Origin of the sequence: Kribbella deserti (assembly GCF_042434725.1) — a bacterium.
GTDB lineage: Bacteria > Actinomycetota > Actinomycetes > Propionibacteriales > Kribbellaceae > Kribbella > Kribbella deserti.
The window spans coordinates 812,699-832,463 of the sequence record NZ_JBHLTC010000018.1 but is presented as its reverse complement, the minus strand read 5'-3'; the positions used below and the strand labels follow the sequence as shown (position 1 = coordinate 832,463).

General features: G+C 67.8%; 21 protein-coding genes. 12 read left to right on the top strand and 9 right to left on the bottom strand.

Annotated elements, in window-relative coordinates:
* The first annotated feature begins 87 nt into the window (after positions 1 to 87).
* The 3 genes from ACFFGN_RS17190 (at position 88) to ACFFGN_RS17180 (ending at position 3,727) form a co-directional block, all read left to right on the top strand.
* Positions 88 to 1,575 (top strand): SDR family oxidoreductase, encoded by a 1,488-nt coding sequence (locus ACFFGN_RS17190; RefSeq protein WP_380048608.1) that lies wholly within the window; start codon positions 88 to 90, stop codon positions 1,573 to 1,575.
* A gap of 105 nt (positions 1,576 to 1,680) precedes the next feature.
* The gene (locus ACFFGN_RS17185; protein WP_380048606.1) at positions 1,681 to 3,093 is read left to right on the top strand and encodes an APC family permease; all 1,413 of its coding nucleotides are present in this window, start codon (positions 1,681 to 1,683) and stop codon (positions 3,091 to 3,093) included.
* Positions 3,094 to 3,124: 31 nt separating this feature from the next.
* The gene (locus ACFFGN_RS17180; RefSeq protein ID WP_380048604.1) at positions 3,125 to 3,727 is read left to right on the top strand and encodes a rhomboid family intramembrane serine protease; all 603 of its coding nucleotides are present in this window, start codon (positions 3,125 to 3,127) and stop codon (positions 3,725 to 3,727) included.
* Here ACFFGN_RS17180 and ACFFGN_RS17175 read toward each other — a convergent pair.
* On the bottom strand, positions 3,724 to 4,644 hold the full coding sequence (locus tag ACFFGN_RS17175; protein ID WP_380048602.1) for a threonine/serine dehydratase: 921 nt from the start codon (positions 4,642 to 4,644) through the stop codon (positions 3,724 to 3,726). The genes ACFFGN_RS17180 and ACFFGN_RS17175 overlap by 4 nt on opposite strands.
* 75 nt (positions 4,645 to 4,719) lie before the next feature.
* Between ACFFGN_RS17175 and ACFFGN_RS17170 the strand changes: the two genes are divergently transcribed.
* From ACFFGN_RS17170 to ACFFGN_RS17155, 4 genes are read left to right on the top strand one after another with little or no spacing between them, the layout of a single operon-like run.
* Complete coding sequence (locus ACFFGN_RS17170; protein ID WP_380048600.1) at positions 4,720 to 6,591, top strand: propionyl-CoA synthetase; 1,872 nt, start codon at positions 4,720 to 4,722, stop codon at positions 6,589 to 6,591.
* Between the two features lie 45 nt (positions 6,592 to 6,636).
* Positions 6,637 to 7,287 carry an NAD(P)H-binding protein gene (locus ACFFGN_RS17165; RefSeq protein ID WP_380048598.1) on the top strand — a complete coding sequence of 217 codons (651 nt, stop codon included), beginning with the start codon at positions 6,637 to 6,639 and terminating at the stop codon, positions 7,285 to 7,287.
* 40 nt (positions 7,288 to 7,327) lie between these two features.
* Positions 7,328 to 7,750 (top strand): OsmC family protein, encoded by a 423-nt coding sequence (locus tag ACFFGN_RS17160; protein ID WP_380048596.1) that lies wholly within the window; start codon positions 7,328 to 7,330, stop codon positions 7,748 to 7,750.
* Positions 7,747 to 8,031, top strand: coding sequence for a GNAT family N-acetyltransferase (locus ACFFGN_RS17155; protein ID WP_380048594.1), 285 nt, complete (start codon positions 7,747 to 7,749; stop codon positions 8,029 to 8,031). Before ACFFGN_RS17160 ends, ACFFGN_RS17155 begins: the two co-directional genes overlap by 4 nt.
* Positions 8,032 to 8,055: 24 nt before the next feature.
* Here ACFFGN_RS17155 and ACFFGN_RS17150 read toward each other — a convergent pair whose 3' ends face one another.
* Positions 8,056 to 10,671 (bottom strand): GNAT family N-acetyltransferase, encoded by a 2,616-nt coding sequence (locus ACFFGN_RS17150; protein WP_380048592.1) that lies wholly within the window; start codon positions 10,669 to 10,671, stop codon positions 8,056 to 8,058.
* 114 nt (positions 10,672 to 10,785) lie between these two features.
* Between ACFFGN_RS17150 and ACFFGN_RS17145 the strand changes: the two genes are divergently transcribed.
* Entirely contained in the window at positions 10,786 to 11,505 is a 720-nt protein-coding gene (locus ACFFGN_RS17145; RefSeq protein ID WP_380048590.1) for a siderophore-interacting protein, read from the top strand.
* A 1-nt stretch (position 11,506) separates the two neighbouring features.
* Here ACFFGN_RS17145 and ACFFGN_RS17140 read toward each other — a convergent pair whose 3' ends face one another.
* From ACFFGN_RS17140 to ACFFGN_RS17130, 3 genes are all read right to left on the bottom strand, one after another.
* Complete coding sequence (locus tag ACFFGN_RS17140; protein WP_380048588.1) at positions 11,507 to 11,668, bottom strand: hypothetical protein; 162 nt, start codon at positions 11,666 to 11,668, stop codon at positions 11,507 to 11,509.
* A 6-nt stretch (positions 11,669 to 11,674) separates the two neighbouring features.
* Complete coding sequence (locus tag ACFFGN_RS17135) at positions 11,675 to 12,082, bottom strand: YciI family protein (protein ID WP_380048754.1); 408 nt, start codon at positions 12,080 to 12,082, stop codon at positions 11,675 to 11,677.
* 96 nt (positions 12,083 to 12,178) lie between these two features.
* Positions 12,179 to 13,165: a helix-turn-helix transcriptional regulator gene (locus ACFFGN_RS17130; protein WP_380048586.1), complete on the bottom strand. Its 987-nt coding sequence runs from the start codon at positions 13,163 to 13,165 to the stop codon at positions 12,179 to 12,181.
* 84 nt (positions 13,166 to 13,249) lie between these two features.
* Here ACFFGN_RS17130 and ACFFGN_RS17125 point away from each other — a divergent pair, with 84 nt between their 5' ends.
* A complete protein-coding gene (locus ACFFGN_RS17125) occupies positions 13,250 to 13,879 on the top strand; it encodes a class I SAM-dependent methyltransferase (RefSeq protein ID WP_380048584.1) in 630 nt (209 codons plus the stop codon).
* Between the two features lie 6 nt (positions 13,880 to 13,885).
* Here ACFFGN_RS17125 and ACFFGN_RS17120 read toward each other — a convergent pair whose 3' ends face one another.
* Positions 13,886 to 14,428, bottom strand: a complete 543-nt coding sequence (locus tag ACFFGN_RS17120) for a P-loop nucleotide/nucleoside kinase family protein (RefSeq protein ID WP_380048582.1) — start codon at positions 14,426 to 14,428, stop codon at positions 13,886 to 13,888.
* Between the two features lie 81 nt (positions 14,429 to 14,509).
* Between ACFFGN_RS17120 and ACFFGN_RS17115 the strand changes: the two genes are divergently transcribed.
* A complete protein-coding gene (locus tag ACFFGN_RS17115) occupies positions 14,510 to 15,007 on the top strand; it encodes an SRPBCC family protein (RefSeq protein ID WP_380048580.1) in 498 nt (165 codons plus the stop codon).
* Positions 15,004 to 15,345: an ArsR/SmtB family transcription factor gene (locus tag ACFFGN_RS17110; RefSeq protein ID WP_380048578.1), complete on the top strand. Its 342-nt coding sequence runs from the start codon at positions 15,004 to 15,006 to the stop codon at positions 15,343 to 15,345. The genes ACFFGN_RS17115 and ACFFGN_RS17110 overlap by 4 nt, the downstream gene beginning before the upstream one ends.
* Here ACFFGN_RS17110 and cpt read toward each other — a convergent pair.
* Together cpt and ACFFGN_RS17100 are read right to left on the bottom strand one after the other, a co-directional pair.
* Positions 15,338 to 15,871, bottom strand: coding sequence for a chloramphenicol phosphotransferase CPT (gene cpt / locus ACFFGN_RS17105; protein ID WP_380048576.1), 534 nt, complete (start codon positions 15,869 to 15,871; stop codon positions 15,338 to 15,340). The two genes, ACFFGN_RS17110 and cpt, sit on opposite strands and share 8 nt — an antisense overlap.
* A gap of 12 nt (positions 15,872 to 15,883) precedes the next feature.
* Positions 15,884 to 16,780 carry an RNA polymerase sigma-70 factor gene (locus ACFFGN_RS17100; RefSeq protein ID WP_380048574.1) on the bottom strand — a complete coding sequence of 299 codons (897 nt, stop codon included), beginning with the start codon at positions 16,778 to 16,780 and terminating at the stop codon, positions 15,884 to 15,886.
* A gap of 180 nt (positions 16,781 to 16,960) precedes the next feature.
* Between ACFFGN_RS17100 and ACFFGN_RS17095 the strand changes: the two genes are divergently transcribed.
* Positions 16,961 to 17,350 carry a DoxX family protein gene (locus ACFFGN_RS17095; protein ID WP_380048572.1) on the top strand — a complete coding sequence of 130 codons (390 nt, stop codon included), beginning with the start codon at positions 16,961 to 16,963 and terminating at the stop codon, positions 17,348 to 17,350.
* On the opposite strand, the gene ACFFGN_RS17090 is transcribed toward ACFFGN_RS17095, so the two are convergent.
* On the bottom strand, positions 17,287 to 19,752 hold the full coding sequence (locus ACFFGN_RS17090) for an ABC transporter permease (RefSeq protein ID WP_380048570.1): 2,466 nt from the start codon (positions 19,750 to 19,752) through the stop codon (positions 17,287 to 17,289). The genes ACFFGN_RS17095 and ACFFGN_RS17090 overlap by 64 nt on opposite strands.
* Positions 19,753 to 19,765: the final 13 nt, after the last annotated feature.

Below are 19,765 nucleotides of genomic sequence, written 5' to 3'. Positions count from 1 at the left end.
TGGCACCGGAGAAGTTCGATAAGGCGGTCTAGCCGACAGGCCGCGCTCTAGCGGGACTGACGGCCGCGGCAGGTGGAGACTGCCGGTATGAGTAGCGAACCGCTTGTCCTGGTCACGGGGGTTACCGGCTACATAGGAGGCCGCCTCGTCCCCGAGCTGCTGGAACGCGGTTATCGCGTCCGGGCCATGGCCAGGAACCCCAGGCGGCTGCGGGACCGGCCGTGGTTCGACCAGATCGAAGTGGTTGAGGCCGACGCCTCGGACCGCCAGCAGGTAGACCAGGCCCTAGAGGGCGTGGATGTCGCGTACTACCTCATCCACGCCCTAGGAACTGGTCGCCGCTTCGAGTCGCGCGACCGGCAGACCGCGCTGACGTTCGGTACGTCGGCCCGCGAACACGGTGTCGGCCGGGTGATCTACCTCGGCGGGCTTTACCCCGAGGGCGAGGAACTGTCGCCACACCTGGACTCGCGCCGGGAGGTGGGGGAGATCCTGCTGGCCTCCGGCGTACCGACGACGGTGTTGCGGGCGGCGGTCATTCTCGGTTCGGGCTCGGCGTCGTTCGAGATGCTGCGCTATCTGACCGACCGCCTGCCCGTGATGCTCACCCCGCGCTGGCTGGACACCCGGATCCAGCCGATCGCCGTCCGGGACGTACTGCACTACCTGATCGGATCGGCGACGATGCCCGACGAGGTCAACCGCGGTTTCGACATCGGCGGACCCGACGTCCTCACCTATCGGGAGATGATGCAGCGGTACGCCGCCGTGGCCGGCCTCGTGCCCCGGCGGATCGTGACCCTGCCGCTGCTGACCCCGTCGCTGTCGAGCCACTGGGTCGGTCTGGTCACGCCCGTGCCCAGCAGTATCGCGCGGCCGCTGGTGGACAGCCTGGTACACGAGGTGATCTGCAAGGAACACGACATCGAGCACCACGTGCCCGACCCCGAGCCCGGTCTCACCGGCTTCGACCGGGCCGTCGAACTGGCCTTGACCAAGGTACGCAACCTCGACGTCACCACCAGCTGGGCCTCCGCCAGTACGCCCGGCGCCCCGACAACGCCGTTGCCGAGCGATCCGTTGCCGGGCGATCCCCAATGGGCCGGCGGTTCGCTGTACGTCGACGAGCGGCAAAGCGTGGTCGAGGCCTCGCCCGAGCGGCTGTGGTCGGTGGTCGAAGGCATCGGCGGCGGCAACGGCTGGTACTCCTGGCGCCTGGGCTGGTGGGCCCGCGGCGTACTGGATCGGCTCTTCGGCGGCCCAGGGCTGCGCCGCGGCCGGCGAAATCCGCACGACCTGTCGGTCGGTGATCCGCTCGACTGGTGGCGAGTCGAAGAGATCGAGGAGCCCAACCTGCTCCGCCTGCGCGCCGAGATGCGCCTGCCCGGCATGGCCTGGCTCGAGCTGATCGTCGACACCGACGAGCAGGGCCGGACCGTCTTCCGCCAGCGCGCCCTCTTTCATCCGGTAGGCCTGCCCGGCCACCTGTACTGGTGGGCCATCAAACCGTTCCACGGCATCGTCTTCGGCGGCATGCAGAAGAACATCGCAAAAACCGCCGCACCCAAGCCTTAACGTATGGGGCAGGCCTGCTACGGCCTTTACCGGCCACGCCGCACAGGTGCACCCGTGGGATGCGACTGTGGTGCACTTCATGGACCAGGGACTGAGGAGGACAGCATGAGCGTTACGCCGCAGGCGGCTGGCACCGATACCGGACGGCCGGAGCTGAAACGGGTAATGGGCCCCGGCCTGTTGCTGTTGTTCGTTGTCGGGGACATTCTCGGCACCGGCGTCTACGCGCTGACCGGTAAGGTCGCGGGCCAGGTCGGCGGTGCCGTGTGGCTGCCCTTCCTGTGCGCGTTCATCGTCGCGCTGCTGACGGCGACCAGCTATCTGGAACTGGTCACGAAGTACCCGAAGGCCGGTGGTGCGGCGGTTTACACGCATCGGGCGTTCGGTGTGCACTTCCTGACGTTCCTGCTCACCTTCGCGGTGATGTCGTCGGGTCTGACCTCGGCGTCCAGCGCCTCCAAGGCGTTCGCGTCGAACTTCTTCGCGGCCGTCGATATCGACCCCGACCGCGGCTCGGTACTGATGATCACCTCGCTGGCGTTCATGGCGTTGATTGCCATCGTCAACCTTCGTGGTGTCGGCGAGAGCGTCAAGGCCAACGTGGTGCTGACCGTCATCGAGCTGTCCGGTCTGCTGATCGTGATCGCGATCGGCGTGTGGGCGATCGCGGGCGGCGACGGCGACACCTCCCGGCTGAACGACTTCCACGTGCCCGAGGGCAAGACGGCGTTCGGCTCGGTCACCGCCGCGACGGCGCTGGCGTTCTTCGCAATGGTCGGCTTCGAGGACTCGGTCAACATGGCCGAGGAGACCAAGGACCCGGTCCGGATCTTTCCCAAGATGATGCTGATCGGATTGGTCGTCACCGGCGCCATCTACGTCATGGTCGCGATCTCGGCCGTCACGCTGGTCTCGCCGGAGAAGCTGAACGAGGGCAATACCCCGCTGCTGCAGGTGGTCACCGCCGGCGCGCCCGGGTTCCCGATCGAGATCTTCGCCTGGATCACGATGTTCGCGGTGGCGAACTCGGCCCTGATCAACATGCTGATGGCCAGCCGCCTGCTGTACGGCATGTCGCACGAGAAGGTGCTGCCGGGCCCGCTCGGCCGGGTCCTGCACAAGCGGCGCACGCCGTGGGTGGCGATCATCTTCACGACCCTGCTGGCCTTCGCGCTGATCGGCTTCGCCGACCTCACCGCCCTGGGCGGTACGACGGCGTTCCTGCTGCTGTGCGTGTTCGCGGTCGTCAACGTCGCGGTGCTGGTGCTGCGTAAGGACAAGGTCGAGCACAAGCACTTCCACGCGCCGACCTTGCTGCCGATCCTCGGTGGCATCCTGTGCGTCTACCTGGCCAGCCCGCTGTCCGGCCGGGCGACCAAGGACTACGAGATCGCCGGCTGGCTGCTGCTGGTCGGAGTCGGCCTGTGGGCGCTGACCTGGGTCCTGAACAAGTACGTGTTCCACCGCACCGCGGACTTCGACCCGAGCAAGATCGACCCGAGTGGGCCGGTCAACTGAGGCATTTGTCCCGGTAAGGCATCTTGGTTCCATGAGTTCGACGTCGCCCGCCCCGATCCGCCGCCCGCGCACCCCTGGGTCCCGGATCGGCGGCGGGCTGCGGTTTCTCGCGCTGCTGATCGGCCTGATGTGGCTCAGCGAGGCGATCGACACCGCGCTGAACAACTCCCTCGATCAGTACGGCATCATCGCCCGCACGGCCGATGGCCTGGCCGGCATCCTGACCGCGCCGTTCCTGCATCTCGGGTTCGGCCACCTGATCTCGAACACCCTGCCGCTGGTCACCCTCGGCGCGCTGATCGCGGTCGGCGGCGCGCTGCGGCTGTTCTCGGTGACGGCGATCGTCGCCGTGCTCGGCGGGTTCGGGACCTGGCTGATCTCGCCGCCGAACACCATCACCATCGGTGCCAGCGGCCTGGTCTTCGGCTATGCCGCGTATCTGGTCGCCCGTGGCCTGTTCAACCGGCGAATCGGCCAGGTGCTGATCGGCGTTCTTGTCATCGTCGTCTGGGGCGGCGCGCTGCTCGGTGGGCTACTCCCGCAGGACGGCATCTCCTGGCAGGGGCACTTGTTCGGCGCGATCGCCGGTGTGCTGGCCGCCTGGTTCCTCGCCGAGGAGCGCACTAGGAACTAGGCGACGGTGGTCGCGTCGGTGTTGGCGCCGCAGCTGATCAGTACGACGCGCTCGCCGTCGGCCGGCCGGTATACCCCGGTGGTCAGCGCGGCGTACGCAACGGCCGTACCGTGTTCGACCACCAGGCGGAACTCCTGCCACAGCTCGTTGCGCGCCGCCACGATCGCGTCCTCGCTCACCAGCAACGACCCCACGTCGTACGTCGTCGCGGCCTCGAACGCCAACGCCCCGAGCCGCCGCGCGCCCAGCGAATCGGCCGCGTAACCACCCACCTGTACGTCGACCGGTTCGCCCGCGTCGAGCGCCCGGTTCAGCGTCGGGCACAGCTCGGGCTCCACCCCGATCACGCGAGCGCTGTCGCCCAGCGCGACGGCGATACCCGCCATCAGACCGCCGCCGCCAACCGAGACCAGCACGGTGTCGAAGGCGCCGATCTGTTCGAGCAGCTCCAGGCCGATCGTGCCCTGGCCCGCGACGATCTCGGGCTGATCGAAGGCGTGCACGAACAACGCCCCGGTCTGCTCCCCGTCGACCTCGGCCGCGGCGAAGGCCTCGGCGTACTCACGCCCGACCTGTACGACGTCGGCGCTGAGCCCACGCAACTTCGCCAGCTTCGGCGCGGGAGCGGTCTGCGGTACGAACACCCGGGCCGGGACACCCAGTTCGCGAGCGGCGTACGCGATCGCCATGCCGGCATTACCGCCGGAGGCCGTGACCACGCCTTGTCCGGTGAGCTCGCCAAGTTCCTTCGCCGCGAGCATCCGGTTGAACGCGCCCCGGGGTTTGAACGACCCGGCGTGCTGGTGGTGTTCCAGTTTGATGCTGAGGTTCGCGCTGACCGGCAACACCGGGGTACGTCGTACCCGTCCTGCGATTCGTTCGGCCGCCAGTTCCACATCCGTGCGAGTGACACCCATACCTTCAACCCTAGTACTCGTGCCACCGGCCGATCTGGGGAAGACTGCGATCCGGGACGAGCGAGGAGGCTGGTTGTGGCCGGTTACGACGAGACCTACCGCCGGAGCCTGGCGGATCCGGGGGGCTTCTGGCTGAACGCGGCCCGGGCGATCGACTGGGTGCGCGAGCCGATGCGGGCGCTGGACGACTCGCGGGCGCCGTTGTATCGGTGGTTCGCGGATGGCGAGCTGAACACGGCGTACAACGCGCTGGACCGTCATGTTGCCGCGGGCAACGGGGACCGGCCGGCGCTGATCCATGACTCACCTGTCACCGGGACCCAGCAGACCCTGACGTATCAGGAATTGCGTGACCAGGTGGCAACGTTCGCCGGCGCGCTGCGGAATCTCGGTGTGGGCAAGGGCGATCGGGTGATCGTGTACATGCCGATGATCCCGGCCGCGGTCGTGGCGATGCTGGCCTGCGCGCGGCTCGGGGCGGTGCATTCGGTGGTGTTCGGCGGGTTCGCGCCCAAGGAACTGGCCGCCCGGATCGACGACGCCACGCCGACCGTGATCGTGGCCGCCTCGTGCGGAATCGAGCCAAGCCGCACGATCGAGTACAAACCGATCATCGACGCCGCCCTCGAAACCGCCCGGCATCAACCGGATCACGTGGTCGTCTTCCAGCGGGAGATCGCCCCGGCCGCGCTGGGACCAGGCGAGCATGACTGGACGGACCTGATGGCCAGGGCGCGACCGGCCGAGCCCGTCCCCGTGCAGGCGACCGACCCGCTCTACATCCTCTACACCTCAGGCACGACCGGAAAACCCAAGGGCGTCGTGCGGGACAACGGCGGCCACGCGGTGGCCCTCGCCTGGTCGATGGGCGCGATCTACGGCATCGGCGCGGGCGATGTCTGGTGGACCGCCTCCGACGTCGGCTGGGTGGTCGGCCACTCGTACATCGTTTATGGGCCACTTCTTGTTGGTGCGACCACGATCCTCTACGAGGGCAAACCGGTCGGTACGCCGGATGCGGGCGCGTTCTGGCGGGTGATCGCCGAGCACGGCGCGAAGGCCCTTTTCACCGCGCCGACGGCGTTGCGCGCGATCAAGAAGGTCGACCCGCAGGCGGCGCTGGCGACGTACGACCGGTCTTCGTTCGAGACGCTGTACCTGGCGGGGGAGCGGCTGGACCCGGAGACGTACTCCTGGGCGAGCGGCCATCTCGGCGTACCGGTGATCGACCACTGGTGGCAGACCGAAACCGGCTGGCCGATCGCGGCGAACCCGCGCGGGCTGGAGCTGTTGCCGGCCAAACCTGGATCGGCGACCGTACCGATGCCCGGGTGGGACGTGCGGATCCTCGACCAATCCGGTGCGCGGATGCCTCCCGGCAAGGAAGGCGCGATCGCGATCAAACTGCCGCTGCCGCCCGGGGCGTTGCCTACGCTGTGGGGTGACGACGAGCGATACGTCGAGTCGTACCTGAGCCGGTACGAGGGCTACTACCTCACGGGCGACTCCGGGTATTTCGATGCCGACGGCTACTTGTTCGTGATGGGCCGCACCGACGACGTGATCAACGTGGCGGGTCATCGGTTGTCCACCGGCAGCATGGAGGCGGTGCTGGCCGCGCACCCCGCCGTGGCCGAGTGTGCCGTGATCGGGGTGTACGACGCGCTCAAGGGCCAACTCCCACGCGGGCTCGTCGTACTGAAGGCCGGCGCGGAGATCGACCCCGACGTACTGGCGGATGAGCTGATCGAGGCGGTACGGCGCGATATCGGCCCGGTGGCGGCGTTTCGCCAGGTGTCGGTGGTGAACGCGTTGCCGAAGACGCGATCGGGCAAGATCCTGCGCAGAACCATGCGCGGTATCGCCGACGGCCGCGACGAGCCGGTGCCGTCGACCATTGAGGACCCGGCGGTCCTGGAGGCGCTGCGGCCGATCCTGCGGCAGTAGTTGAGGCCGCCGGGGCCTGTCGGAGCGCGGGGTAGGCTCGCTTTCATGCGAGTCGTCATTGCGGGTGGACATGGTCAGATCGCGCTGCGCCTCACGAAGGTGCTGGCCGACCAGGGTGACGAGGTGATCGGCCTCGTGCGCAATCCGGACCACGTCGCCGATATCGCCGCCGCCGGTGGCACGGGTGTGGTGATCGACCTTGAGCAGGCCGACGAACAAGCCGTGGTCGACGTCCTCGCGGGTGCCGACGCGGCGGTTTTCGCGGCGGGCGCAGGACCGGGCAGCGGGAACGCGCGCAAGGACACGGTCGACCGGGGCGCGGCCGCGCTGTTCGCCTCGGCCGCGGAACGTTCACGCGTACGACGGCATGTGCAGGTTGGTTCGATGGGCGCGGACAAGGCCGACGAACCGGGCCTCGACGAGACGTTCGCGATCTACCTGCGGGCCAAGAAGGCGGCTGAGGACGATCTGCGCAGCCGTGATCTGGACTGGACGATCCTGCGTCCGGGCGCTCTGGTCAACACGCCGGGTACGGGCATGATCCAGCTGGCCGACAAGACCCCGCGCGGCGAGATCAGCCGAGACGACGTCGCCCTCGTACTGGCCGCGCTGATCCCGGCGAAGACCTCTATCGGCCGCACGCTCGAACTCATCTCCGGCGAGACTCCGCTGGTTGCCGCCGTTGCCGCTCTCTGATCTAGTTTGAGCTTCCGACTTCTGAATGGATTGGTGATACATGGCTGACACCGAGCGCTCGGTCAGCATCCAGCGAACCGAGAACAGCCGCTACGAGGCAACCAACGTTCGCGGCGGCAAACTCTCGATCGGCAGCGGCAAGGACGACGACTTCACCCCGGTCGAACTTCTGCTCGCCGCGATCGGGGCTTGTTCGGCGATCGACGTGGACGTGGTGACCAGCCGCCGCGCCGAACCGGACGAGTTCACGGTGACGGTTCGCGGCGACAAGATCCGCGACGAGGCCGGTAACCGGATGGAGAATCTCGCCGTGGCGTACACGGTTCGCTTCCCCGAAGGGCCGGAAGGTGACGAGGCCCGCGAAGCACTGCCGCGCGCCGCGAAGATGTCGCACGAGCGTCTTTGCACGGTCAGCCGGACCGTCGAGGTCGGCACGCCGGTCACGATCACCGTCAACCCTTGAGCCTTCCGTTGGTGGTCGAGGCGGACGGTCTGATGCTGCGCCCGTGGCGGCCGGACGATGTGCCGGTGATGGTGTCGCTGTTCAACACCGAGGAGATCGACCGGTGGACGCCGTTGGCGCATCCGTTCGACCAGGCGGCGGCTGAGGCATATCTGGAGCGCGCGCTGGACGGTGTTGCCTCAGGCACCTACCAGCTGGCGATCACTGAGGCTGGCGTCGAGCCGGTGGGTGAGGTGCTGCTCTTTCCGCGCGGGGTCAAGGTTCAGCTCACCGTGAGATAGGCGAGCTGAACCTCAGGTTGACGGTCAGGCGCTAACCCGCGCGGCGGCGACGTACGTTTCGCGGGTGAGGAACGCGAGCTGGGCGCGTTTGTCCGGCAGCTCGATCTCCGGTCCCAGAACGAATCCGGTGCGTTCCAGCCGCGCGACCACCTTCGCATTGCGCGCGTCCGGCTCGGCCACGATCCGCTGGTTGGCCGGATCGCAGAACAGAAACGCCAGGAACACCTTCATCAGTGCGCCGGTGAACCCGGGCTCGTAGGCCTCGGCGGGCCCGAGCAGCAGGTGGGCGCCGATATCGCCCGGCTGCACGTCGTAGCACTCGCCGACCGGATCGGCCTCCGGCTGGTACGTCTGGAGCAACGCGACCGGCACGCCGTCGCGGCGGACGAGGTAAGTGTGGTGCGTCGCAAGCGAGTCCAGGTGCTGGTAGATCTCCAGCACGAACTCGCGGCTGTGCTCGGTCATGCCCCAAAAGCGCGCCCGTTCGGCCGTCACCCAGCTGTAGATCAGGTCGAGGTCGCGCTCGGGATCGACCGGCACGATCGACACCTCGCCGAAGCCGTCAACCACCTGGGTAAACGCGGCCGGTGCGAAGCTGGCGTACATCGAATCCTCCTCTGTCAGCAAAGACCAGTCGGTCACGACCGGTACCAGCTCGCCGCGCTGCCACAGCGCCAACTGGTCCTGGGAATGGGGATGGCCCGGGATGCCGGACGCCCCGAGCGGCACGATCCACCGGCTCGCCGAGCGATCGGCCAGATCCCACACGTACCGGGCGACCGAACCGCGCACGCAGATGTCGCTCACGCCCGGCACACTCGTCGTCGACCAGACGCAATCGTTGTCCCCGGCAAGCACCACCGCCGGCGCCTGGTAGTCCGCGCCCTCGCTCGTCCCCGCAAACGCGTGCAACGCGAACAACCGATGCGTCGCCCCCCACGGCTCGGCCGCCACCTTCGTCTCCGCGAGCGCGGCCCTAACGACGGCCCCCAGATCGATGCCCGGTACGCCGCGAACGAGAATGTTCTCCAGGGCGTACGCGATCCGCGTACCGAGACCGGTCCACAGATCGAAGATCTGCGGGTACGCCGCGGGGTCATCGAGGCGAGCCATCACCGGATGTGCCGCGAGGTGCCGCGCGACGGCCGACCGGAGGTTCGCGAAGGTGGCGGCCTCGATGCTGTCGGCGTCCATCCGCCGGTCCCACGCCAGCAGCAGATCGCGTACGCCGTTCGCGTCCGGTTTCAGCCGGGCCAGGTGGTCCAGCAGCACCCGGGCGGCGCCGTTGAACGTGTCGGTGTGTATCGCTGCCATCTCCGAGGGGCTCCAGCGGTCCCGTTCGGCCAGCAGCGCGGTGATGCGGTCGGCCCGATGCGGGGGAGCGAAGTCGTATCCGAGCGGTCCGGCCAGACCACGCTCGTTCGCCATCACCGCGACACCCTCGACTGTTGCCCGAGGCATCGGCTTCCAGCCTTGCCACTCAAACCGGGCATCGGTCGCGGGTACGGTCTGCTCGCTGTTGCGCTCGGGCCGCTCGGGTACGCGGCCGGCGGCCCGGTGCAGGGTGCCGCCCGCGGTGTCGGCGGCGAGTACGACGTTCACCGGCTCGACCCATTGCTCGAAGGCGGCGTCGACGTCGTGGACCGTCTTGGCCCGGAGCAGCGCCGGCAACGCGTCGAATCCGATCGATTCGAGAACCCGGGGCGGTAGCCGCAGGCTCAGGCCTTCGCCTTCGTCGGCGCCACCCGCGACGATCGGGCCGCGCTGGGTTTCGATGACCTCGAACTCGACCGGATCACCTCCGGCCACTTCGATGAACTCGGCGTGCGCCGGTACGACGTACCAGCCGTCCGGGCCTTCCGCCTCGATCTGGCCGTTCCGGCGGCGAAGGCGTTCGCGGTAGAGGTCCTGGCTGTCCGCGACGGCGTTGGTGATCGCCCATGCCACGTGACCGGTGTGCCCGAAGTGCGCGATGCCCGGTACGCCTGGAATGGCCAGGCCCACCACGTCGTAGTCCGGGCAGACCAGGTGGATCTGCTGGTAGACGCCCGGGCTTTCGATCAGTCGGTGCGGGTCGCCCGCGACGATGGGCTTGCCCGTGGTGGAGCGGTTGCTGTCGACGAGCCAGCCGTTGCTGCCGGCGGTGCCCGGGCCTTCGATCGCGAAGAGGTCGGCGGCTTCGGGTCCCAGCTGGCGGCTGACCTGTTCGCGCCACAGCTTGGTCGGGTAGCCAGCGAACAACACGTGGGTGGTGAGCCAGATCGCGATCGGCGACCACGGCTGCCACCGGCCAGGAATCAGCCCGGTCGCCGCGAACTCGGGGGCGTCTGCCGACGGCAGGGCGGCGTTCACCCCGTCGACATACGCCGTGAGCCAGGACTTCGTCTCGTCCTGGAGGCTCGCGAAACAGCGTTGCGCGGTGTCGTCGATGCGGACTTGGCGCGCGAACCGGTCCCACGCGATCGCGGCCGGGCCGAGCACGGCGGCGCTGCTACCGAGGCTGCGCCGGCGCTCCAGCTCGATCTGCCAGGCACGATCTCGCGCCGCGTTGACGCCCTGGAGGTGGGCAAGCTCCCGCGCACCGGTATCGCTGCGCAGGTGCGGGATCCCCCAGGCGTCCCGTGAGACCTTGACGGCCACAGACGTCCTCGATTCATTAGGTTAGGCTTCGCTAACTTACAAGTCAGAAACCGCTCCGGCAATCGGATCGGCAAACGATCGCCGCGCGTGGCCGGACGGCAACAGGAGGTAGTCGTGGGGCATGGTTGGGAAGGAGTCGTCCTCAAGCTTTTCCGGGGCAAGGACTTCGTGTTCACGGTCACCGGCGCCGAGCAAGTGGTGACGGACCGGTACCGGCGGATCGACTTCACCGACGGCGGCATGCTGGCCCAGACGGGTGCGCATCCGACCATGTGGGTGCGGCTGTGGTTCACGAACGCGGGCAAACCGCATCAGCGCGCGTACACGCTGGTCGACCCGGATCTTGAGGCCGGCACCTTCAGCATCGAGTTCGCGCTGCACGAGGGGCTCGCCAGCGACTGGGCCCGCCAGGTCCAGCCGGGCGAATCGATCGACGCCACGCTGCAGGGCACCGGCTTCGCGGTCCCCGAACCGTTGCCGTCGCGTCTGCTCGTCGTGGGCGACGCGGCCTCGTTGCCGGCGATCAATTCTCTGCTCGACTCGATGCCCGGCGTGCCCACCACGATCTGGTTCGAGACCGCGCACGACGACGACCAGCAGTTGCCGATGCGGCGCGACCCGGCGCTGCACGATGTTCGATACGTCGAGCGCCGCGGCGACGCCCTGGAGCAGCAAATCCGCAAGGGACTGCCCGAATACGTCACCGACCCGGGGGCGTTCGTATGGATCGCTTGCGACACGGTGACCACCCGGACCCTCACGACGTATGTCGGCAAGGAACTCGGCGTACCGAAGCAACGCGTGAAATCCCTCGGCTACTGGCGCGAGTCCTGACTTAGAGCCGGGAGGCGCGGGCGTGTAGGTAGCGCTGCTGCGGGAGGCTGGTCGTACGGTCGGCCGCCTCCCGGTACGCGGCGCGCGCAGCCTCGGGATCGCCCGCCATCTCCAGGAGATGGGCACGTACGGCGTACCAGCGGTGGTCCGTTGGATCAGTCATGACGGGTTAGAGCGCCATATCGTCCTGGGACTCGGCAATCGGTCGTACGTCGACGTAGTAGCTGTCGACGGCTCCAGCCGGCCCGGGGCAGTCGTTGAGCCGGGAGGCGATCTCGGTGGCTCGGTCGAAGCTGTCGCACTCAAGGATCCAGTAGCCGGCCAGGACCTCCTGGGTCTCGGCATACGGCCCGTCCGTGACCACGGGAACGCCGTCGCGTTGCCGAATCCGCCGGCTGTGCACGGGTGCCACGAGTCCGCGGGTCTCCACCAGTTCCCCGGACGCGGCCAGTTCCTCGTTGAACTTCGTCATGTATTCGCCGAGCGCCTGCATGTCCTCCGGCGTCCAGGTCGACGACTTGCCCGGCTTACCGGCCATACCGTCGTAGTCCTGCTGCGAGGCGAAGGTCAGGATCATGTACTTCACGATTGCTCCTCTCGGTCGGCGCCGGTTTGGCGCCTTACACCGGAGACGTCGAGGCCAGCGGATCCAGACCGGACATCCACGTCCAGACTAATTTCCCGCAGTCGGTGGCTTTCCCTCGGCTTGACGTGCGGACGGCCCGTAGGCGGCGACGAGTTCCGCGCCCAGCCGGGCCAGCTCCGCCTGGACCGACGGCGGCCCGAGCACCTCGATGATCGAACCCCAGCCGGCGAGCTGCTGCGCGATCATGAGCGGCGTCGGCGCGGCGACCCGCACCCGCGACCGGCCATCCTCGAACGTCTCCTCAACTTCGCAATGGCGCCCGTAGTGCGTGTACAACACCCGCACGAACCGATCCGGGATCAGGACCCAGGCCGACAACAACGACCTGTTCTTCTCCATCTCGGTGACAACTTGATCCCAGGCTTCGGACAGCTCGAAGTCGTCGGGACGCTCGGCCCGTTCGCCGGTGACCTCGGCGTCGACGATGCGATCCACCCGGAACGTGCGTTGACCCTTGTTGGTCCCGGCGATGAGGTACCAGATGTCGTCCTTGTCGACGAGCCCCCACGGATCTACCAGCCGTTCGGACTGCTCCCGGTTGCGGCCGCCGTACACGAGCCGCACCTTCTTACGACGTACGACGGCGGTCTGCAGGCGGTCCACCATCGTTGGACGCTCCTTGAGCCGATCACCCCAGCGAGTCGGGTCAATCACCACAGCCTCCGCAGCGGCCTCCGCGTCCTCCCGGAACGTCCCGGGCAGTGCACGGACCAGCTTGCGCAGCGCCGACTTGGCTTCGCCGGAGACGCCTGCGGCCGGCCCAACCAGCAGGAAGAGCGCCTGCGCCTCGTTGGCGGTCAAACCGGTCAGATCGGTACGAGCGCCGCCCACGAGCGACCAGCCGCCACCACGACCCGGTTGCGGATACACCGGGATACCCGCGGCCGAGAGTGCCTCCAGGTCGCGGCGGGCCGTGGCCACCGATACCTCGAGCTCCTCGGCGACGTCGGCCGCCGTGACCCGTCCCTTGGACTGCATTAGCAGCAGGGTGGCCACCAACCGATCAGCTCGCATGCCCATCAGTCTGCCAGGCAAAGTGCTCAGAAAGCTGACCACTTTGCCGGTCGGCATGAGCCGCATCCAAGGCAAGGTATCGGCATGACCGACGACGCCCGCCGCCAGCGCGAAGCCGACCTGATCACCTACTACGACAACGAGACCACCGACCGGGTAGACCGCGAACTCCCCGAATGGCGGGTGGCCAAACGAGACGACTTCCTCGAACTACTCCGCCGCGAACAACGTAAGGCCGTGCTGGAGGTCGGCACCGGCCCCGGCCGCGACGCGCAGGCCTTTGTTGATGCCGGCCTCGACTTCCGCGGCGTCGACCTGGCTCCGGGCAGTGTCGAGATCTGCCGCGAGCTTGGTCTCGACGTACAGGTCGGATCGGTGCTGGACCTGCCGTTCGAGACCGAGGCCTTCGACGCCGGGTGGACGATGAGCACGCTGCTGCACGTTAGCGACGCCGATCTGCCGAACGCGCTCGCGGAGCTCGCTCGCGTGCTCAAGCCGGGCGCGCCACTAGCGCTCGGCCTGTGGGGACACCCGGACTGGACCGAAGGCCCGAGCGGCGATTCCGACTACGGCCCACCGCGCTTCTTCAGCTTCCGCAGCGACGAAACCCTCCACCACCAGCTGTCGACGATCGGCCAGGTGGAACAAACCGACCGCCGCGAAATCGAAGGCCCGTTCCACTACCAATGGGCAGTCGTCCGCGTCGGCAAATAACCGGCGTCAGATACCCCCGGCCAGCGCGGTACGGAGGTGGGTAACGGTGGTGGCGGGAGAGTCGTTGGCGTCGATGACGGTGCAGGTGGGCCGGAGGATGACGAGGTTATTAATGGCGGTGACCAGGTTAAGGGCGTCGTCGGGGCCGACCAAGGTCGAGTTGATGACGTGCTCGGAGCGTTCTGGGTGGAGGGCCCGATGTGCGAGGCGTGTGCGCAGGATGGGTTCGTCCACGCGCAGGACCAGTTCCACGAAGTCGGCGCCGAGTGACTTGGCCAGCGCCTCCAGCTCTTCGATGAACTCCGTCCGCGCCAGGAACTGACCCACGATGACGTCGTAACCGTTGCCGAGGTGGTCGGTGATCATCGCCACCGCGAGGCGCCGCGCGACCAGACCCGACGCTGGCAGGGCGGTTTCCCATTGGCCGAGTGAGTGCTTGATGACGTCGATGTCGAGCGCGAGCGTCAGTGGTTCGTCCTGCGCCAGCAACTGCGCGAGCGTCGACTTGCCCGAGCCGGGAGCGCCGTTGATCAGTACGAGCTTGGCCACGCAGCGACCCTACCCACGCCCGCGGCCACCGACCTGTCGAGCAACCGATCGTTGCCCGGGCGGAGACCCTGGACTACGGTGATGTGCAACCGGACGTTGCAGGAAGGGCTGGTCATGGAATACGGCAGCATCGAGCGCGAGATCCACGTCGAGGCGGCGCCCGAGATCGTCTACGAGGTCATCAGCAGTCCCGCGCACATGCGCGAGTGGTGGCCGGACGAGGCGCACTTCGAGCCGGTTCCGGGCGGTACGGGCGATATCACCTTCATCGACAAGGCCGGCGCCGGCCGGACCACCGTGCCGTTCACGGTCGTGGCGACCGAGCCGCCGCGGTTCTTCTCGTTCCGCTGGACACATCCGGCCGACGAGTCGGCCAACCAGGGCAACTCGCTGCTGGTGACGTTCGAGCTCACCCCGGTAGGGGAGGGCACCCGAGTCCGGTTCACCGAGACGGGTTTCCGCGAGCGGGGCTGGGAGATCGCGGCTCTCGAGGAGCAGTACAACGAACACGTCAAGGGCTGGGATTACTTCATTCCCCGTCTCAACGAGTACGTCGAGCGGTTGGTCTCGTCCCGATGAGCACGGTCATCGACGACGACCTGTGGTCGGCGATTGGCGATCCGACCCGGCGGCGCATGCTCGATCTGCTGCTGAGCGCAGGCGACGGTACGGCGACCACCCTGAGCGAGCAACTACCCGTCACCCGCCAGGCCGTCGCCAAGCACCTCGGCGTGCTGGACCGGGTCGGCCTGGTCCGCGGGGCGCCCGCCGGCCGGGAGGTCCGCTACCGGGTGGACGACGAACAACTCGCCCGCGCGGTCGCGCAACTCTCCTCGGTCGGGGCCACCTGGGACGCCCGGCTGCGCCGCATCAAGCGCATCTCGGAGGCGATTCAGCGCCGGCAATCGGCTAAGTGAGGTGGCGCGCGATGGCGCGAGCGCAGTCGATCGACTCGGTGTCGGTGGTGTCCACCTCGACGTCGTACTTCACGCCTTCGTGAACGATCCCGGCCTGCGACGCGGCCATCCCGCCGACCCGGTCACCGCGGGCGATCTCGCGCCCCGCGGCCACCTCCGGCGCACAGCGCACGCCCACCCACAACACCTCCAGGTCACCGATGGCGTCCTGCCAGCGACGTTGCGAGGCCGCGCCGCCCAGGAAGACGTCGTCGATGATGACGTTGGCCCCGGCCCGGCACGTCGCCAGAATCCCGCTCATCCAGGCCGCCTCCAGCTGCCGGAACACTGGACCGACGACGACCTCGCCGTCCGGGCCGAACTCGATCCCGGCGTCTGAGGCCTGCAACGCCGCGGGGAGCGCATCCACGAACCCGTCGACGCCGAACGCGAGCCACGGCTCCGGCAGCACCGCCTGCAAGCACCGCACGATTCCCGACTTGCCCGAACTGGAGCCGCCGTTGAGAACGATCAATCGCGTAGTCACGGCCCTACGGTATTACCGGCTGACCGAAGTCTCCTCATGCACGTGCGACAGCTTGTGGGGATTGCGCACGGTGTAGATGCCGCTGACCAGCCCGTTGTCGATACGCACCGCCAGCACGCTGTCGAGCTCCCCGTGGAGACGCAGGAACAGCGAGGGCGATCCGTTGACCTCGGCCGGCTCAATCGTCAGCTCCGGTCCGAACCTGCTCATGCCGCCAAGCAACAGCCGAGCGACCTTGTCGGCTCCAACGACCGGACGCGGCATCGCCTGCTTGATCCCGCCACCATCGCCTAGAGCAACTACATCCGGGGCAAGGATGTCGAGCAGCCCTTGCAGGTCCCCGGTCTGTACTGCGCGCTGGAACGCCTCAAGGGCCGCCCGCGTCTCCGCAGGCGACGCGACCTCCCGCGGCCGCCGTGCCGCGACATGTTGCCTGGCCCGGTGGGCGATCTGCCGTACGGCGGCCGGGGTCTTGTCGACGGCCTCCGCGATCTCGTCGTACTCCAGGTCGAACACCTCGCGCAGCACGAACACCGCCCGCTCAGTTGGACCGAGCGTTTCCAGCACCAGCAGCACCGCCATCGAAAGACTGTCAGCGAGTACGACGTCCTCAGCCACATCCGGCGCCGTCAGGAGCGGTTCGGGCAACCACGGGCCGACGTACGACTCCTTGCGCCGTCCAAGCGTTCGCAAGCGGGTGAGCGCCTGACGGGTGGTAATCCGGACAAGGTACGCACGGTGGTCCCGGACGGTCTCAAGGTCTACCGCCGCCCACTTGAGCCACGTCTCCTGCAGAACGTCCTCAGCGTCGGCAGCCGAGCCGAGCATCTCGTAGGCGACGGTGAAGAGCAGGTTGCGGTGGGCTACGAAAACCTCGGTAGCGGGTCCCGGCCGGCCGTCCTCGCTCATACGTGACTCCTGTTCCTTCGGAAATCTGTACCGCCCACAAGACGCCGACCGACCTCAACCTGTGACACCCACCAACCATGACGACCGTCACACTGCCGCGGCTGTCACAGATCCGCACCGACCGGCGTCTTTTGTTCGCTACGCCCGCTGCAAGGCCTTAGCCCCTCCCAGGAGAAGTTGATGAACACAACCCTATGGATAGTCGCCGGAGTACTCGCCACCGTGTACGTGCTCAGTGGCAGCCTCAAGATCATCTTGCCGAAGGAGAAGATAGCCAAGACGTCTGAGACAGCAGCTGCCTGGACGGAGGACTTCAGCCCCGGCAGCATCAAGGCGATCGGCGTCTTCGAACTACTAGGCGGCTTAGGACTCATCCTCCCGGCCGTCTTCGACATCGCGCCGGTCCTGATACCGCTGGCCGCAGTGGGCCTCGCACTCATCATGGTCGGCGCGGCGCTCACTAGATTCCGACGCCACGAGTACAAGCTCATGGCGCTGGACCTCATCTACTTCGCCCTGATCTGTTTCGTCGCCTGGGGCCGCTTCGGCCCTGAATCTTTCACCGCCTGACCTTGTCTGAGCGATCGAGCCGATAGCTCGCCGGCGCCGAAGACGAGCGCGGACGTCAAGACGATCACGACGAGCAGCCCACCTACGGCTATTGCCGGGACGGCGCGATCCCCGTTGCTCAGTGCGTAGACCAGCCCGGAGGCGCCGGGGAAGGCTGCCGCGACACCAACGACACACGCCGTCGCCGCGATGAACGCCGCCTCCCACCGGCCGACCCGCTGCCGCTGCCCGGGCGTGGCTCCGACCGCGTGCAGCAGGGCGAGTTCCGCCCGGCGCGCGAGGTTGCCCACCACGAGTGAACTCACCAGCGCGATCGCGATGTACCCCCACAAGATCACCAGCAGAACCACCTGGAACGACGCCGGATCACCAACGGTTGCCTCGGCGTCGGAGACGACTGGAGACCGTACGACCTCCACGCCCGGCTGATCCTGAAGGCGCTCGGCGATACGGTTTGCGCCCTGCTCGGTCGTCGTACCCGGTGACAAGGTGACGACCAAGGCGTTCACCCGTCCGGACGGCGTAGCGCCTCGGACATCCTCGAGCGGGAGCACGACCTCACCGAAGCCCAATCCGCGCCGGTAAATGGCCGCTACCCGGCGTTGGATCGTACGGCCGTTCGCCAGTACTACGGTGACCTGATCGCCGACCCTGGCGTAGATCGTGTCGGCGCCTTGAACGCCCAGGGCGACCTCATCAGCGCCTAGGTCGATCTGGCCGCTGTCGCGCGCGTCTAGATCGGCATAGCGCGCAAGGCCATCACGGTCTGCTCCGAGAACCTGCAGCGGCTGCCACGAGCTGTCGGCGGATGGGCCTCGTACGACAACAGTGCCGGCCGCAACGTGGTCAACCGAGCCAACCCCGGGAGTCCCTGCGACCTTCTCCACGGTCGTCTTGTCGATCCCGCTGGGGCCGGCTGTCACAACTAGATCGGCGCGCTGGCCAGCCTCAACCTGGTCACTCGCAACGGCGCCCATCGATGCCCCGGCGAAGAGTTGGGTGCAGCTGAGGGTGACGCCAAGAACCGCCGGAGCTAGTACACCGCCCACCCGCGCCGCTCGCAGCCGTACGTTGCTCAGCGCCAGGTACCGCGTCACATCCCGCATCGCCGATCCCTGCACGATCCGAGCGGCCAAACGCACGATCCAGGGACTGAGCGGTCCGATCGACAGTGCGATCACCAGGCTCGACAGGCCACTCAACCCGGTAGCCCCGTCACCCGAGAACATCCAGGGCGCGGCCGCCATAGCCAGGCCGAGAGCCAGGACCGCCAAACCGATGGTCAACCGAGTCGGACTGGTCGACGGAGCCGAGGCCTCGTCACCACCCCGCAGACCCGATAGCGGGCTGCCGCGTCCGACGACCCTACGGGCGGCCATTCGTACTGACACCTCGGCGGCCAGCACAGCCACTACAACCGGGATAACGAGCGGAAAGAAGCCCAGAACCGGATCGAGCCCCTCAGGCAAGGTTCCGCTCCAGCGACCGAGGGCGACCATCGCAGCGCCCAGAAGCGGTCCACCGACACTGCCGATGATCCCGGCGATGATGGCGGTACGGCGTACCTCACCGAGTAGTAGTTGCCGGACCTGCTTAGAGGTTGCTCCGACCACGCGAAGCATCGCAAGCTCCCGAGCCCGTTCGCGTACCTGCAGGGACGTCAACGCCATCACGGTGAAGAGCGTGACGATGACCGTTAGCCCGCCGAACGCGCCACCCGCCGAGGTAAGCGTCGCCTTGGCCTGCCCTTGGCGCACGACCTCCAGCTCGCCCCGGTTCTCCTTGTCCCAAACCAGGGCCCCACGACTCACCGCCAGGTCCCGAAGGCCGCGATCGCCCGAACTGCCGGGCCACACCCCGATCGCCGCCACCTGGTCGTCGCGGGCGCTACCGCGCCTGACGTCCGCATCGGTGAAGTAGATGTCGGGGACGTCGACGCCGCTGTCGTCCGCCGAGGTCAACCCCACGACCTTGAACTGACGGGCCGCACCTCCGAACGCGATGTCGACCGTGCTGCCCAGGTCCGCCAAACCGTGGGGGAGTGCGACCTCACCGGGCGATCGTGGTGCCGCGCCGGTGACGATCCGGCGGTCACCAAGAGCCAACGCCTCGATCGGATGAGCCGTGACTGGCTCCTGCAGCATGGCCGGCACGACCTCGTCGACGACAACTCGCGCGTCCGGCGCCGTACGGACGATCTCATCGGCCAGTGACCGGGGGAGCAACGCACGCCCTGGTACGGCGAGGTCGACGTCGTCGTCCACGGGAACCGACTGGGAGGCCCCGAGCAGGATCGGCGCCGCGGCGTACTCACCCGTACTGACCTGGCCACGCGCGCCAGTTTCGAAAAGCAGCCCGAGAGCACCCAGCAAAGTCGCCGAGAACAAGATGGTCGTGAACACGGCGGCGATCTGC

Excerpts from the sequence above, each read along its gene's own strand:
- ACFFGN_RS17140 (WP_380048588.1), bottom strand. The coding sequence starts at position 11,668 with ATGACTGATCCAACGGACCACCGCTGGTACGCCGTACGTGCCCATCTC.
- ACFFGN_RS17185 (WP_380048606.1), top strand. The coding sequence starts at position 1,681 with ATGAGCGTTACGCCGCAGGCGGCTGGCACCGATACCGGACGGCCGGAG.
- ACFFGN_RS17130 (WP_380048586.1), bottom strand. The coding sequence starts at position 13,165 with ATGCGAGCTGATCGGTTGGTGGCCACCCTGCTGCTAATGCAGTCCAAG.
- ACFFGN_RS17095 (WP_380048572.1), top strand. The coding sequence starts at position 16,961 with ATGAACACAACCCTATGGATAGTCGCCGGAGTACTCGCCACCGTGTAC.
- ACFFGN_RS17165 (WP_380048598.1), top strand. The coding sequence starts at position 6,637 with ATGCGAGTCGTCATTGCGGGTGGACATGGTCAGATCGCGCTGCGCCTC.
- ACFFGN_RS17160 (WP_380048596.1), top strand. The coding sequence starts at position 7,328 with ATGGCTGACACCGAGCGCTCGGTCAGCATCCAGCGAACCGAGAACAGC.
- ACFFGN_RS17100 (WP_380048574.1), bottom strand. The coding sequence starts at position 16,780 with ATGAGCGAGGACGGCCGGCCGGGACCCGCTACCGAGGTTTTCGTAGCC.
- ACFFGN_RS17175 (WP_380048602.1), bottom strand. The coding sequence starts at position 4,644 with ATGGGTGTCACTCGCACGGATGTGGAACTGGCGGCCGAACGAATCGCA.
- ACFFGN_RS17135 (WP_380048754.1), bottom strand. The coding sequence starts at position 12,082 with ATGATCCTGACCTTCGCCTCGCAGCAGGACTACGACGGTATGGCCGGT.
- ACFFGN_RS17110 (WP_380048578.1), top strand. The coding sequence starts at position 15,004 with ATGAGCACGGTCATCGACGACGACCTGTGGTCGGCGATTGGCGATCCG.
- ACFFGN_RS17190 (WP_380048608.1), top strand. The coding sequence starts at position 88 with ATGAGTAGCGAACCGCTTGTCCTGGTCACGGGGGTTACCGGCTACATA.
- ACFFGN_RS17125 (WP_380048584.1), top strand. The coding sequence starts at position 13,250 with ATGACCGACGACGCCCGCCGCCAGCGCGAAGCCGACCTGATCACCTAC.
- ACFFGN_RS17115 (WP_380048580.1), top strand. The coding sequence starts at position 14,510 with ATGTGCAACCGGACGTTGCAGGAAGGGCTGGTCATGGAATACGGCAGC.
- ACFFGN_RS17180 (WP_380048604.1), top strand. The coding sequence starts at position 3,125 with ATGAGTTCGACGTCGCCCGCCCCGATCCGCCGCCCGCGCACCCCTGGG.